Annotated in this window: 10 protein-coding genes; 6 read left to right on the top strand and 4 right to left on the bottom strand. The window is 39.2% G+C overall.

What is annotated here, in order from left to right:
* Positions 1 to 5 precede the first annotated feature (5 nt).
* The gene (locus tag NY014_RS00840) at positions 6 to 1,040 is read left to right on the top strand and encodes an endonuclease/exonuclease/phosphatase family protein (RefSeq protein ID WP_259412632.1); all 1,035 of its coding nucleotides are present in this window, start codon (positions 6 to 8) and stop codon (positions 1,038 to 1,040) included.
* On the opposite strand, the gene NY014_RS00835 is transcribed toward NY014_RS00840, so the two are convergent.
* Positions 1,030 to 3,285, bottom strand: coding sequence for an efflux RND transporter permease subunit (locus NY014_RS00835; RefSeq protein ID WP_259412631.1), 2,256 nt, complete (start codon positions 3,283 to 3,285; stop codon positions 1,030 to 1,032). The genes NY014_RS00840 and NY014_RS00835 overlap by 11 nt on opposite strands.
* Before the next feature lie 119 nt (positions 3,286 to 3,404).
* On the opposite strand from NY014_RS00835, the gene NY014_RS00830 reads away from it, so the two are divergent.
* Together NY014_RS00830 and NY014_RS00825 are read left to right on the top strand one after the other, a co-directional pair.
* On the top strand, positions 3,405 to 4,199 hold the full coding sequence (locus NY014_RS00830) for a thymidylate synthase (protein WP_259412630.1): 795 nt from the start codon (positions 3,405 to 3,407) through the stop codon (positions 4,197 to 4,199).
* 19 nt (positions 4,200 to 4,218) lie between these two features.
* Entirely contained in the window at positions 4,219 to 4,665 is a 447-nt protein-coding gene (locus NY014_RS00825) for a nuclear transport factor 2 family protein (RefSeq protein WP_259412629.1), read from the top strand.
* Here NY014_RS00825 and NY014_RS00820 read toward each other — a convergent pair.
* The 3 genes from NY014_RS00820 to NY014_RS00810 form a co-directional block, all read right to left on the bottom strand.
* Positions 4,654 to 7,470 carry a S9 family peptidase gene (locus NY014_RS00820; protein ID WP_259412628.1) on the bottom strand — a complete coding sequence of 939 codons (2,817 nt, stop codon included), beginning with the start codon at positions 7,468 to 7,470 and terminating at the stop codon, positions 4,654 to 4,656. The two genes, NY014_RS00825 and NY014_RS00820, sit on opposite strands and share 12 nt — an antisense overlap.
* 12 nt (positions 7,471 to 7,482) lie before the next feature.
* Positions 7,483 to 9,399 carry a M14 family metallopeptidase gene (locus tag NY014_RS00815; RefSeq protein WP_259412627.1) on the bottom strand — a complete coding sequence of 639 codons (1,917 nt, stop codon included), beginning with the start codon at positions 9,397 to 9,399 and terminating at the stop codon, positions 7,483 to 7,485.
* A gap of 86 nt (positions 9,400 to 9,485) precedes the next feature.
* The gene (locus tag NY014_RS00810; protein WP_259412626.1) at positions 9,486 to 10,016 is read right to left on the bottom strand and encodes a hypothetical protein; all 531 of its coding nucleotides are present in this window, start codon (positions 10,014 to 10,016) and stop codon (positions 9,486 to 9,488) included.
* A 368-nt stretch (positions 10,017 to 10,384) separates the two neighbouring features.
* On the opposite strand from NY014_RS00810, the gene NY014_RS00805 reads away from it, so the two are divergent.
* The 3 genes from NY014_RS00805 (at position 10,385) to sufC (ending at position 13,341) form a co-directional block, all read left to right on the top strand.
* Positions 10,385 to 10,861, top strand: coding sequence for an Lrp/AsnC ligand binding domain-containing protein (locus NY014_RS00805; protein ID WP_135069285.1), 477 nt, complete (start codon positions 10,385 to 10,387; stop codon positions 10,859 to 10,861).
* 230 nt (positions 10,862 to 11,091) lie between these two features.
* Positions 11,092 to 12,537, top strand: a complete 1,446-nt coding sequence (sufB, locus tag NY014_RS00800) for a Fe-S cluster assembly protein SufB (protein ID WP_259412625.1) — start codon at positions 11,092 to 11,094, stop codon at positions 12,535 to 12,537.
* Between the two features lie 42 nt (positions 12,538 to 12,579).
* A complete protein-coding gene (gene sufC, locus NY014_RS00795; protein WP_135069279.1) occupies positions 12,580 to 13,341 on the top strand; it encodes a Fe-S cluster assembly ATPase SufC in 762 nt (253 codons plus the stop codon).
* The last annotated feature ends 13 nt before the right edge of the window (positions 13,342 to 13,354 follow it).

Here is a 13,354-nt window from a genome sequence, read left to right as displayed (position 1 = left end):
GATTGATGAAATTTATCGCTTGGTTACTTTTTATTGTCTCCCTCCTGATTTTTGGCAGTGTATTCATTCGCCCGGAAGATTTCCCATATGTCGGACTCCTTCCCTTTTTCATCCCATTGATTTGGTTGATTAATTTCTTTCTTTTTTTAGTCTTATTTATCGCTTGGAAAAAATCAGCCTGGATACCATTTATAGCCCTTTGTATTGGATATCGTTTTTTAGAAATCAGTTTCCAATGGCATCCAAAAAACGATGATGCTGAAGGGCTAAAAGTCTTGAGCTACAATGTCCACTTATTCGATTATAAAAGAAGAACCGGAGGGAAATTTGACCCCAATATCTTCTCTTGGATTCAGGATCATCCAGCTCAAATCAAGGCTTTTCAGGAGTTTTACCAAGACAATACATCCGCCTCCCGAAACGCAGTAGACTTGCTTGGAGAAAAAAATAACCGAGAGATTTACTATGAAATAATAGAGGGAAATCCCAAAAGAAGATCCTTTGGTCTTGCTATTTCTTCTTCATTCCCCATAATAAACCAAGGAAAGGTCTTCGATAATAGCCGGACTAATGGGGCCATTTTTGCAGATATTTTATACGAGGGAGATACTATTCGGATTTACAATTGCCACTTGGAATCCATGAAAATCGAATCGGATAAATTGGATGAATTGGAGGAAGTAAAAGCCAACTATCGGCAAACACTAAAAAAACTTCATGAAGGAAGCTTAAATAGAAGCAGGCAAGTTTCAGTCATCGAAAAACATATAGAAAGCTGCCCATATCCAGTCATTTTGATGGGAGATTTGAATGAAATCCCTTATTCCAACAATTATTTCCGCTTAAGCGATATACTTAAAAATGCTTTTGAGGGAGCTGGAAGAGGCTTTGGCTTCACCTATAATCGAATATTATTTTTCTTACGGATCGACCACATTTTTGCTTCCGAAAAATTGGAACCGATTCAATTTGAAACGCACCAAGAGGTTGATTACTCAGACCATTATCCCATTTCGGCCACTTTCCTGATTAAAGATTAAGTTTTTTGACTTTGCTTTCCCATACCTTTTTTAAAGGAATGAGAAATAATGGGAGAAAAAGCATATCGGCTGACAATGCAAAAATGAGTGCCAATGCTATTAACAAACCTGTATAAAAGGTCACTCCAAAATCACTGAATAAAAATAAGCTAAAGCCCAAAACGAGAATTAGGGTGGTTAAAACCAAGGCTTTTCCGGTTTCCAGATAGGTTCTTTTTAAGGCATAGAAAAATGTTTTTCCTGATGACAGTTCGGTCCGCAAGCGAGCCATAAAATGAATGCTGTCGTCCACGGCTATTCCAAAAGCAACAGAAAACAAAATTGCAGTAGTCAATTTCAATTCAATACCCATAAGATTCATCACAGCCAACATCATGAGCAATGGGATAATATTCGGAATCAATAAGATGAAAGAAATCCGCCAAGATCGGAAAAGTATACCCGCAATCACCCCAACCAACAAAAAGGCAACTCCAAGTCCTCTTGCCATTTCAAGAGTCACGGACTCATGTCCCCGGTCAATCAGATAGGAAGTTCCTGTCCATTTCACTTTTAATAGTTCTGGATCTATTTCTTCTTTCACAAATTCAAAAAAATCCCGCCTGATCTCCCCCATTTTGAAACTTCCCAAATCTGGAAGTCTTCCACTAATCCGAGCAATCCGGTTTTCAGAATTATAGACTGCTGGTAAGAATTGCTGAGGATTGGTGTCCAAAATTCGCTTCATTCGAAGGTATTGTCCTTTGGAAGGAAATTGAAATGCTTCAGAATTCCCCTGATTTTGCGCTTGATTTAAAACTTCAGCAACAGTCAAAGGCGATATCAAAGAAACTCCACTAAAGTAGTCTTGAAGCTTATTTTCAATTTTTTGAATCTGTTCTAAAACCTCATAATCAAAAATATTAAGTTCCTCCGAAGGTGTCAAAATGGCAATTTCCAAAGGATTTGAGCCTCCAAACTGTTGGTCAAAATATTCAAAATCCTCTCGTATCGGGTGATTGGAAGGAAGATTATCTAATAAAAATCCATTGATTCGAACCTGTGAACCTAAAACCAAGGACAAAACTGATATACCTACAAAAACCCAAATCACCAGTGTTCGACGTTTAAGCAGAGCAACGAAAAGCCTGTTTAACACCCAATTTTTTGAAGTATTTCTTGATCTCTCTAGTTCCGGGATTTTTATCAAAAACAATAAACCAGGAGTAAGTAGAACCACGGCGAAAAACATCACTAAAATTCCAATTCCAGTAGTCAGACCAAAATCCTTTAAAGCTGGAACAGAAGTAAACCACAAAGACAAAAAACCAAAGGCAGTTGTCATCATGGTTAAGCCAATTGGAATCAATAATTGCCTGAACGTTTGATCTATACAATAATCTTTTGAATATCCTTTTTCTAATTTTTGTCTCAGATGAGAAAGCAAATGAACCAAAGCTCCTAAGCCAACAATCAAAAACAAAGTGGGTTGCATGACAGACATCAAAGCAAGTGGATTTCCTAACCAAAGAATCACCCCAAAAGCCCAAGCAACTCCAACTCCAAGCACAATGATTGGAATCGCCACTCCCCACCAAGACCTAAATAGGACTATTAACATGAGTAACATAACCAACAGGGATAAGCCCAAAAAGAAGCTGAATTCCGCCTGCATCAAGTCCACGAAATCCCGTTGTGTTTGAATTTTTCCTGCTACGGCTCGAAGAGAAAGATTGGAATTTGATATTTCATCCAAAATTTGTCCATAAAGAGCATCACCTTCATCTTTTGTGAGATTATCTCTATTCTGAACTAAAAGCAAAAGCGATTTTCCATCCTTTGAAATAAATTTTCCTTCCAATTGAGCATTAAACCGATTAACCAGAACTGAATCCTCGTCTAATAAAAGCACTGGCTGAAATCGAATACCAAAAGGAGAAATCCGAGGTTGCTTTAAATCTAAAATCGATAGCGTCGTATCGACATTTTCCAACAATTGAATTTTACCTTGAAGGAGCTTAAACTCGTTTAAAAAATCCGGTTCCCATAGTTTTTTTCCCTGATTTTCGAAAGCCATTAAAAGGTAGTCATTATCCTCTCCAAATAGCTGAGCATAGTTTTGATAAAATCCTAAATCTTCATCATCCTGAGGAAAAAACTGCTCAAAATCATAATCAAACCGGATTGTAGGCTGAAAAACCACAAAACTCATTGAGAAAATGAGTGCAATAAAAAGCAAATAAAAAGCTTGACGCTTTGACCACATGGAACTGGAGATTCTTTGACTTATGACAATATTAATCAGAATTGAAGTCCATTGTTTTCATTCCGATTTTCAAAGGAAGCTTGTATCTTAGATCATCGATTAATTTCAATTAAAAAACCATGAAGCAATACCACGAATTAATGCAACGAATCCTGGATGAGGGAGTGAAAAAAACTGACCGTACAGGAACCGGGACGCTGAGCATTTTCGGCCACCAAATGCGTTTCGACCTATCGGAGGGATTTCCGGTTGTTACCACAAAAAAACTTCATCTTCGTTCGATTATCATTGAATTGCTTTGGTTTTTAAGAGGAAGCACAAACATCGGCTGGTTAAAAGACAATGGAGTATCGATCTGGGATGAATGGGCTGATGAAGATGGAGATTTAGGTCCTGTTTATGGCTATCAGTGGAGACACTGGCCGGACGGAAAAGGTGGAGAAATTGACCAAATCAAAAAACTGATTGATCAAATCAAAAATAAACCAGACAGTAGAAGACATATCGTCAGCGCCTGGAATGTAGCTGATGTAGATCAAATGGCGCTTCCTCCTTGTCATACACTTTTCCAGTTTTATGTAGCAGATGGCAAACTTTCTTGCCAATTGTACCAGCGAAGTGCAGATGTCTTTCTGGGAGTTCCATTTAATATTGCTTCTTATGCACTATTCACGATGATGGTTGCCCAAGTCTGTGACCTGGAACCTGGTGAGTTCGTTCATACCTTTGGAGATGCACACCTTTATTTAAACCACTTAGAGCAAGCTCATCTCCAACTCAGTCGCGAATGCCGCCCTCTTCCTACCATGAAGATCAATCCAAATGTCAAGGACATCTTTGGATTCAAGTATGAGGATTTTGAATTGGTTAATTATGACCCACACCCTCATATCAAAGCACCGGTAGCAGTTTAAAACTTTACCTCTTTTTGATATGCTAAACCTTAAAAGAGAAACACTAATCGAACAATACATTTCGGGATACAATCATCTTGATGTACCGGGAATGCTAAAGGTTTTACATCAAGATGTAGTTTTTGAAAATTATTCAAACGGAGACAAGACTCTTGAAACTAAAGGAATTCAAGAATTTCAAAAGCAAGCTGAAAAAGCCGTAAAGCTTTTTGAAAATCGAGAAATCTCTCCGAAAAAATGGATACATCAAGCGAGATATACAGACGTTCACCTTAATTATCACGCAGTCCTTGCAGAAGATTTTCCGGATGGAAATAAGAAGAAAGGGGATGAAATCAATTTATGGGGAAGAACGGTTTTTGAGTTTAAAGATGGATTGATTTCGAAAATCCAGGATTATTCCTACAAAGTAAAAAAGGCTGTCAATTTTAAACTGACAGCCTTTTTTGATGATTTAATCTTCTAATTCATATTTAAGCGTTCTTCCTTTCTCTACTGCAGGAAGACCTTCCGTCATCCAAAGCGGAGCCGGTGCCCCTTTCAAGTAATGATCAAAGAACTGGCTCAGACGGACAGAAAGGTCCTTTCTGTTTTTTCGCTGTCTTAAGTTGTGATCTTCTCCATTATACTGAAGCAACCAAGCAGGACGATTCAAGCGCTTGAGAGCCATAAACATCTCAATACCCTGATACCATGGAACTGCTCCATCTTCATCATTGTGCATAATCAATACCGGGGTTTGAACTCTATCCATGAAGAATAAAGGTGAGTTTTCGATGTAATAAAGCGGCTTTTCCCAAAGTGTACCGCCGATTCGAGACTGTGTTTGCTCATATTGGAACATACGGCTCATTCCTGTTCCCCATCGAATTCCACCATAGGCAGAAGTCATATTGACGACAGGAGCTCCGGCACCAGCTGCTTTAAACATATTCGTCTGGGTAATCAAATAAGCCACCTGATAACCTCCCCAGCTTTGACCTTGGATTGCCATATTCTCAGCATCGACAAAACCTTTAGCTACTATGGATTGTACTCCTGGAATAATGCAGTTGTAAGCACTTGGCCCAGGTAACCCGAGGTCATACTTGATATCAGGAACAAAAACCAAATAATCATTACTTACAAAATATGGAATATTGATGGTGGAAGCGGAAGGAGCTGGCGTGCGGTAATTATGCAATCCATCGCTGTTTCGCTCGTAGAAATACACCATCATTGGATATTTCTTCGCAGGATCGAAATATTCCGGTTTAAAGAGCAATCCCTGTAAAGGAGTCCCATCGTTAGCTAGATAACTTACCAATTCCACACTACCCCATTTGATTTGAGCTTGCTGTGGATTGAGGTTGGATACCTTTTTGAGGTCTTTGAACTTCAAGTCACCTACAAACAAATCAGGATTTTCTTGATAAGTACTTCTTCTAATTAAAATCTCATCCGAATCTTTGGCTTTCTTTAAACCATAATATCGGTGAGGGGTCATTAAGATTTTCTCTAGCTTTTTGCCCTCATAATCTCCCATATACATTCCTGACTCTTTGGTCATCTCATTGAAGGCTGAGAGATAGAGGGTGGATTTTGGATCAATGAAGCGCTCTTCGGATTCAATGGATTGTCTTCTGAATTCAATCTTGTTTTTACGACCCTCACCTCGAGTAATCATCTGAGCGGATCCGGGATTTTGAGGATCAATTTTCCAAATATCATAGCGATCATTAATCAAAATAGCTGCGTCATCGGCTAACCAACCTCCAGAACCATAAGAACCCGGCAATGATGGCGAATCATGAAGTTCTTGATAAAAAGGAACATCAATATTCTCGGTTAAATTGATTTTCTTTTTAGACTGAAGATCATATGCGACCCAAGCAGAATCTCGGGAAGCGTACCAAGTCACATACTTTCCTGCTGGAGAGAGGCTAGGCATACCAGGAACATCCTTTTCAATAAGTGTTCGATCTCCAGTATTTAAATCAACTAGATAAATATCGCGGCCAATTTGAATATTCCAGCTGTATTCCCGTCGATAAGGTTGATCGGACCAAGCAATTGCAACCTCATTTTCGATTTTACTAGGAAGCATTACATTTTTTACTTCCCGATCTTCGAGTTGCTTGATTTGTTTGCTTGAAAGATCCAAAACAGCTTTATAGGCACGTTTTTCTTCTCTGGATTTATTTCGAAGCTGCATAGGTTGAATTTCATCATCCTGCCAACCCCATATATCCAAGCTCACCCGATCCTCATCCAAAATAGTAGTGTCTTCCTCATAAGCATAGGTTATATAATCCTCTGCTACCCCGAAAAAGAGCATCTTTTCATTTTCAGAAAACTGTAAGGACTCATCTTGACTGATTCTTCCTGACTCCAAAATTCCAGTAGCATCTTTATCAGCTACAGCCTCTAAACTCCCCGATGCAGTTTGATATAGCATCAATGAGTAGTAAGGTTTTTCTGATTTCGTGGAATCATCTGTGGTGACAAATGCCAAATAGGATGAATTCGGAGAAAAACGCATGCGGCTATATTCTGTATATCCTTCATGAATTGTGGATTCAACTCCAGACTCAAGATTCAAAATATGAATAGCTGCATTGTCTAAGGTATCTTCCTCTGCTAAAACAAATTGCAGGAAATCCCCATTAGGAGAAAATCCAAAGCTTTTCACACGCTCAAACTCAAAGCTTTTTCCTCCATCTAAACTTCGAACCAAGAGTTTGGTACCATCCGTTTTTTTAGGTTTTTCAGCCTTTGCTGTAGAATCGGCTGGATCTTTTTTAGCTGGTTTTTCTTTTTCAAACTGAATAGCAATCCAACTGCCTTCTTTTTCAGGAATTGAAAAAGCCTTCACCTGAGCAAATTTTTCCAAAGACCCTTTTTTCAAATCATAGATAAAAAGACTGTCCTTGGGCATATCATCCTTTTTGGTCTTTTTGAGCTTCAAAACCCGAACAGAATCATATTGAGGTACAATTTTTCCCACCGCGAAGGCATCATCTGGAGTAAAATTCCATCCCGATGCACGAGGAATAATCATCTTCTGGGTGGGCTGACGATAAGGCATGATTTCCAATCTTGCATCTCCTTCCTGTGGAGAAATCATGTAACCAACCCATTCCCCATTTTTAGTAATTCGATCGGAGGACAAACTCTCCCATCCGTCATAGTCTCCATGTGTCAAAGATCGTTTTTGCTGAGCCTGAACATGAAAACTAAAGAGCAGGGCTACCACAAGCCCCATTCCTAGTGATCTGCGTAAAATTGACATAAATAACTCGTATTAGTTTAGCTTAAATTCCTGCACAAATAACCCTCCTCTCGTAGAGGAAAGTTTTATTTTTCCCTCCACTGGCTCGTTACCAGATACTTCTACTTGGAAAGTAACGGTTTTAGTCTCTCCTTTTCCAGTATGTCCGGAGTAGATGGTTTTGTCATACAATTCTGGAGAAATGATTTTCACTTTGGCATTTTCATACCCCTCTGTCAATTCCTTTTCAAACTCCAAAGAGACACGGTCTTCCTGAACAATTTTGACAAGTTTTGCCTGCTCCAAAGCTACCGGCAATCCTCCTACATTTGTCCATTGGAGAGTGATTTCATAAAGTCCATCTTTTAATTTTTCAACTACCGGATTTTCCACCTTTAATTCAGGTAGGCGCTTAGCCATAGCCAAATTGAAAAGTGCCTGCTTCTTGGCCCAGTCTTCCAGCTGCCAGGTTGGTCCATTTTGCCCAAAGAACTTCGGATGGAACCCTCCAATTTCAACTTCACCTAATTCTGGATGCACAAATGGAGTCCATGATTTAAATCCTCTCCCACCATTTTCTTGTTCATCCCAAACCAAGCCGTCGTAATCGTCATATATTCCGTCTTGGTTGTAATCTTTCATTGCTCCATTATTCCAGAGCTCATCTCCATACCATATACTGCCAAAATAGAAATACCCAAAATCCGGCCCGTGGCCAAACAATGGAGACGGCTTCAAAGGATCTCCAGTCATCCGATTGACCTTATATCGGGTTGCATAGGTTTCATAAACATCTCCAGCCCAAGGATAAGCCGTGTAAGACAATCCAAGCTCATCCATTTCCTTGTAAATCGCTAAATCTTCCGGATACATTCGCTCCTCACTTTTGGAAGTTGATGGTGGACGGAGATGCATAGGAACTCGAGTATCCATGGAATTAACAACCGAAATATTCGGATGGCTCAAAATCCAGAGAACAGTAGATCGTGTCTCCGCTTCACTTAATGGAAATTCACCTGCACCATATTGCGTGTATCCTCGTCCTGTTAGGTCACCACCAATATCAGGACGCCAATTTTCCGGATAATTCCGGTGTAAGTCCAATCCTCCTACTCCATCTTCATTGTAGCTTCCATCTCCATCATTATCAATCCCTTCTGTATAAACCAAATAATCTCCTTTTCCAGGAAAAACCCGCTTCATCAGCTTTCCTGATGGGTGTTCTGGATCAATAATGAAATTGGCTTTTTTCTTTTCTTCCTCCGTAACCGCCTTTTTTCGGATTTGGTAAATGATACCATCTCCGTCCAAATCCTCTTCAGGATCCTCGTCAATCAATCCGTCACGATCGTTGTCGTGAGGTTTTACTGTACTCCTATTGCGCTGAGCGGTGTATAGGTATAGATTAGAACCATCCGGATTATTCTGTGGACGCAGGTAAATAGCCTTAGTATCTATAAGGTGAGTGATTTCCTCATCCTTGCCGTAATTCTCCAACAAATGCTTTGTCAACCAGAGAATCGACTCACTCGAAGTAATCTCTCCAGAATGTCGTCCGCCTTCAAAGTAAGCAGCTGGTTTGTCTGTATCCTTGCCAGTCTTTTTATTAGCAATGGTCATTTGATAAATTGGCCGACCTTCATAAGAATATCCGATCACATATAAATCGGTGATGTCCGGATAATCAGCCGCCCATTTCTCATACCAATGATACATGACCTCAACTGTATGGTAGTGATCAAAATTCAAACTTTCCCCCGGGGTGTACTCCACTTCTGGAAAAGTTTCCTTTTTGAAAAATGAGGGACCATGTCTTTCCCCTTGAACTGTGTAAAATTTAGCTTTTTGATTTTTTTCAGGAAAAGGTTTCTCCTGCCGAAAATCCTTCACTTGGGAATAGGCCTGTCCAGTCAATAGAACCGAAAAGGCCAAATAGAAATAATTTCGCATAGGAATGGTGGTTTCTTGACTAATAAAAGTAAAAATGCAGGAGAATCCCTGCACCACCATTTAAATAAAAATGAAGAAAATTAAGCTTACTTCTTGATTGTCAATTCAAAAGCTTCAGCGGAATACGAATCAAATCCCGGAACAGGCTTCAATTCAGGTAGCTTTCGGATCAAATAATCTAATCTCTCCTGCGTACCTCGGTCTACCTCAGTCATCATCTCATAGCCAGAAAGTCTTCCTCTTGAATTAACTAAAAGGATCACTTTTACCTCTTCAATTTCTTGAGACTTTTTGGTTCTGAACAAAAACGGAGAGTAAGAGTCAATCATTTCCAAAGTATACTCAGGCCATGTCCAATGGGACTCTAGGTTATTAGCAAGGTTTTTTTCAATGACCGTCAAAGGCTCCAAATTACCAGACTTGAATTGTTTGGAAGAGTTGACTTCTAAAGGAGTTTCAACTGTGCGTAACCTTATATTATTATAGGCAACTTCTGGTCCCATCGAGATAATACTTCGATCTCCTTGCGCGAGAGAAGTTTTCGCAGGCTGAAAAGCTGTTAAGGAAACAACCAAAATCGCCAAAATGTACCGAACCAATGATGCTTTGAATTCCATGACTTTCAATGAATATTCAAAAATACAACAAAAAAATTTTCAAATACAATTTTTTGCATTTTATTTTTTAATTAGGAAAACAAAAAAGCCTTACCAACGGCAAGACTTTTTTCAGAATATAAACCCAAATATAACTTTAGAGATTAAAAGTTCGATATCAACTGATAATTCGGAAAAGTGACTAGTACTCAAAATATTAAGTTTCTATTCACAGGTATTTCCAAATTTTCTCAAACTTAATGAATCAGCCTCAAAGTAAAAACATTTTCAATTCAATTACAAATTGAAAAAATAATTTTGCAATATTTTGAACAATCTCTAATTTACTGGCAGTTTCTTTAAAAATCATCTAAATCCTAAGCAAAAAGATGGATAAAATTTTAGATATCGACAACATAGACCTCAAAATCATCTCTCTCCTCAACGAGGACGCTAAAACACCATATACAGAAATAGCCAAAAAAGTATTTGTGTCATCTGGGACCGTCCATGTCAGAATGAAGAAATTGGAAGATATGGGTGTAGTCAAAAGTGCAACACTCAATATCAACTTCACCAAATTGGGATATGATATTGCGGCTTTCCTGGGAATTTACCTTGAAAAAAGTTCACTCTATGATACGGTCATAGAACGTTTGAAGGAAATTCCTGAAGTTGTTAACGCCTATTATACTACTGGCAATTACTCCATCTTCGCAAAGATCATTTGCCGGGACACCAATCATTTACGACTTGTGTTGGATAAAATCCAAAAAGTAGAAGGAATTGACCGAACTGAAACATTGATAGTTTTGGAAGAAAGCATCAATAGACCAATTCAGTTTTTCGATAAAGAAAGCAAATAGACAAACTATTTGGACTAAATCTAAATAAATATTACAATTAAAAGGAAGTCTCAAAAGGGCTTCCTTTATTTTTTGCTCAAGCCTTTGCAAAACTAGAAACTGGTATTTCTAGCTCATTTTGATTGACAAACAGCATCTCTGATAGAATTTTCAAATGAAATTGAACATTTATTTTTCAATTTAAGTTGTACCTTCGCATTCTAAATGTAATTAGTCTAAATAACTCACGCATGAGCAAAGACAATCAGATTTTAGAGGAGTTCACTTCCAAAGAATACGAACACGGTTGGTCTGTCAACTATGAGGCTGATGAAGCTCCCGTCGGATTAAATGAAGAAATTATCCGTTGGATTTCCGCTAAGAAAGAAGAGCCAGAATGGCTTTTGGAGTGGAGACTGAAAGCTTTCCGTACTTGGCAGACAATGGAAGAGCCGGAATGGGCTAACATCCATTATCCTAAAGTGGATTTCCAAAAACTCAGATACTACTCTGCCCCAAAGCAGACTAAAAAGCCAAAATCCCTTGACGAAGTAGACCCTGAATTGTTGGCTATCTATGAGCGTTTGGGTATTTCACTTAACGAACAAAAGAGATTACAAGGTATTGCAGTAGACGCAGTGTTAGATTCTGTTTCTGTAGCAACCACCTTTAAAGATACACTTGCCAAGCTTGGAATTATTTTCTGTTCTTTCAGCGAAGCTGTAAAAGAACATCCTGAGTTGGTGAAAAAATACTTGGGTTCTGTAGTACCCATGACAGACAACTACTATGCAGCTCTGAACTCCGCTGTATTTTCAGATGGATCTTTCTGCTACATCCCAAAAGGTGTAAGATGCCCAATGGAGCTATCCACCTATTTTAGAATCAATGCAGCAAATACTGGTCAATTCGAACGAACATTGATTGTTGCGGAGGATGAGTCATACGTTTCTTACCTAGAAGGGTGTACAGCTCCTCAACGAGATGAAAATCAGCTTCATGCAGCTGTTGTTGAAATTTATGCTGCCGCTCATGCTGAAGTAAAATACTCTACCGTTCAAAACTGGTTTCCGGGAGATAAAGAAGGAAAAGGCGGTATTTACAACTTTGTGACCAAGCGCGGAATTTGCGCCGGAGATCATTCTAAGATTTCTTGGACTCAGGTTGAAACAGGATCTGCAGTTACCTGGAAGTACCCTTCCTGTATTTTGAAAGGTGATAACTCTGTGGGAGAATTCTATTCTGTAGCTGTTACTAATAATATGCAGCAAGCTGATACCGGAACCAAGATGATTCACATTGGTAAAAACACCAAATCACGAATCGTTTCTAAAGGTATTTCCGCAGGAAAATCCCAAAATTCTTACCGAGGTCAGGTTCAAGTAATGAAGCGAGCAACCAATGCTCGAAATTTCTCCCAGTGCGACTCCTTATTAATGGGAGACCGATGTGGAGCACATACTTTCCCATACATCGATATTCAAAACCCAACCGCTAAAGTGGAGCACGAAGCAACCACTTCCAAAATTGGCGAAGATCAAATCTTCTATTGCAATCAGCGTGGAATCGACACCGAAGATGCAGTAGCCTTGATCGTGAACGGGTATGCAAAAGAAGTATTGAATCAATTGCCTATGGAGTTTGCGGTAGAAGCACAAAAACTCTTGGCTCTCACCTTGGAAGGATCTGTAGGATAATTCCACAATGAACTATTGAATCAGAAAAGAAAAAACTCAACTATGCTGACGATAAAAAACCTACATGCCTCTATTGAAGGAACACCAATCCTAAGAGGTATTAACTTGGAAGTGAAGGCCGGAGAGGTACATGCTATCATGGGACCTAATGGTTCAGGAAAATCCACTTTGGCTTCTGTACTTGCCGGTAGAGAAGAATATGAAGTCACCGAAGGAGAAGTAATCTTCCAAGGAAAAGACTTGTTGGAAATGGCTCCTGAAGATAGAGCTAGAGAAGGCGTTTTCTTGGCTTTCCAATATCCCGTAGAAATCCCTGGGGTTTCCTCTACTAACTTCCTTCGTACTGCCTTGAACCAGGTTAGAGAATACCGTGGTCAAGAGCCCTTGGATGCGGTAAAATTCCTTTCCTTAATGAAGGAGAAAATGAAATTGGTTGAAATCGACCAAAAACTTTTGAGCCGTTCCCTAAACGAAGGTTTCTCTGGCGGTGAGAAAAAAAGAAATGAAATCTTCCAAATGGCTATGTTGGAACCAACTTTATCCATTTTGGATGAAACTGACTCTGGATTGGACATTGACGCTTTAAGAATCGTTTCTAACGGGGTCAACCAGTTGAAATCAGACAAAAACGCGACTATCGTCGTAACTCACTATCAGCGATTGTTGGATTACATCGTACCTGATTATGTGCACGTGCTTTATAAAGGCCGAATTGTAAAGTCAGGAACCAAAGAATTGGCTTTGGAACTTGAAGAAAAAGGATACGATTGGATCAAAGAAGAGGTAGATTCAGCGGCAGTTTAAATCTTAAAAAACA

Source organism: Algoriphagus limi (assembly GCF_024919275.1).
Lineage (GTDB): Bacteria > Bacteroidota > Bacteroidia > Cytophagales > Cyclobacteriaceae > Algoriphagus > Algoriphagus limi.
This window is presented reverse-complemented; position numbering and strand designations above follow the sequence as displayed.

Excerpts from the sequence above, each read along its gene's own strand:
- NY014_RS00835 (WP_259412631.1), bottom strand. The coding sequence starts at position 3,285 with ATGTGGTCAAAGCGTCAAGCTTTTTATTTGCTTTTTATTGCACTCATT.
- NY014_RS00840 (WP_259412632.1), top strand. The coding sequence starts at position 6 with ATGAAATTTATCGCTTGGTTACTTTTTATTGTCTCCCTCCTGATTTTT.
- sufC (WP_135069279.1), top strand. The coding sequence starts at position 12,580 with ATGCTGACGATAAAAAACCTACATGCCTCTATTGAAGGAACACCAATC.
- sufB (WP_259412625.1), top strand. The coding sequence starts at position 11,092 with ATGAGCAAAGACAATCAGATTTTAGAGGAGTTCACTTCCAAAGAATAC.
- NY014_RS00820 (WP_259412628.1), bottom strand. The coding sequence starts at position 7,470 with ATGTCAATTTTACGCAGATCACTAGGAATGGGGCTTGTGGTAGCCCTG.
- NY014_RS00825 (WP_259412629.1), top strand. The coding sequence starts at position 4,219 with ATGCTAAACCTTAAAAGAGAAACACTAATCGAACAATACATTTCGGGA.
- NY014_RS00805 (WP_135069285.1), top strand. The coding sequence starts at position 10,385 with ATGGATAAAATTTTAGATATCGACAACATAGACCTCAAAATCATCTCT.
- NY014_RS00815 (WP_259412627.1), bottom strand. The coding sequence starts at position 9,399 with ATGCGAAATTATTTCTATTTGGCCTTTTCGGTTCTATTGACTGGACAG.
- NY014_RS00810 (WP_259412626.1), bottom strand. The coding sequence starts at position 10,016 with ATGGAATTCAAAGCATCATTGGTTCGGTACATTTTGGCGATTTTGGTT.
- NY014_RS00830 (WP_259412630.1), top strand. The coding sequence starts at position 3,405 with ATGAAGCAATACCACGAATTAATGCAACGAATCCTGGATGAGGGAGTG.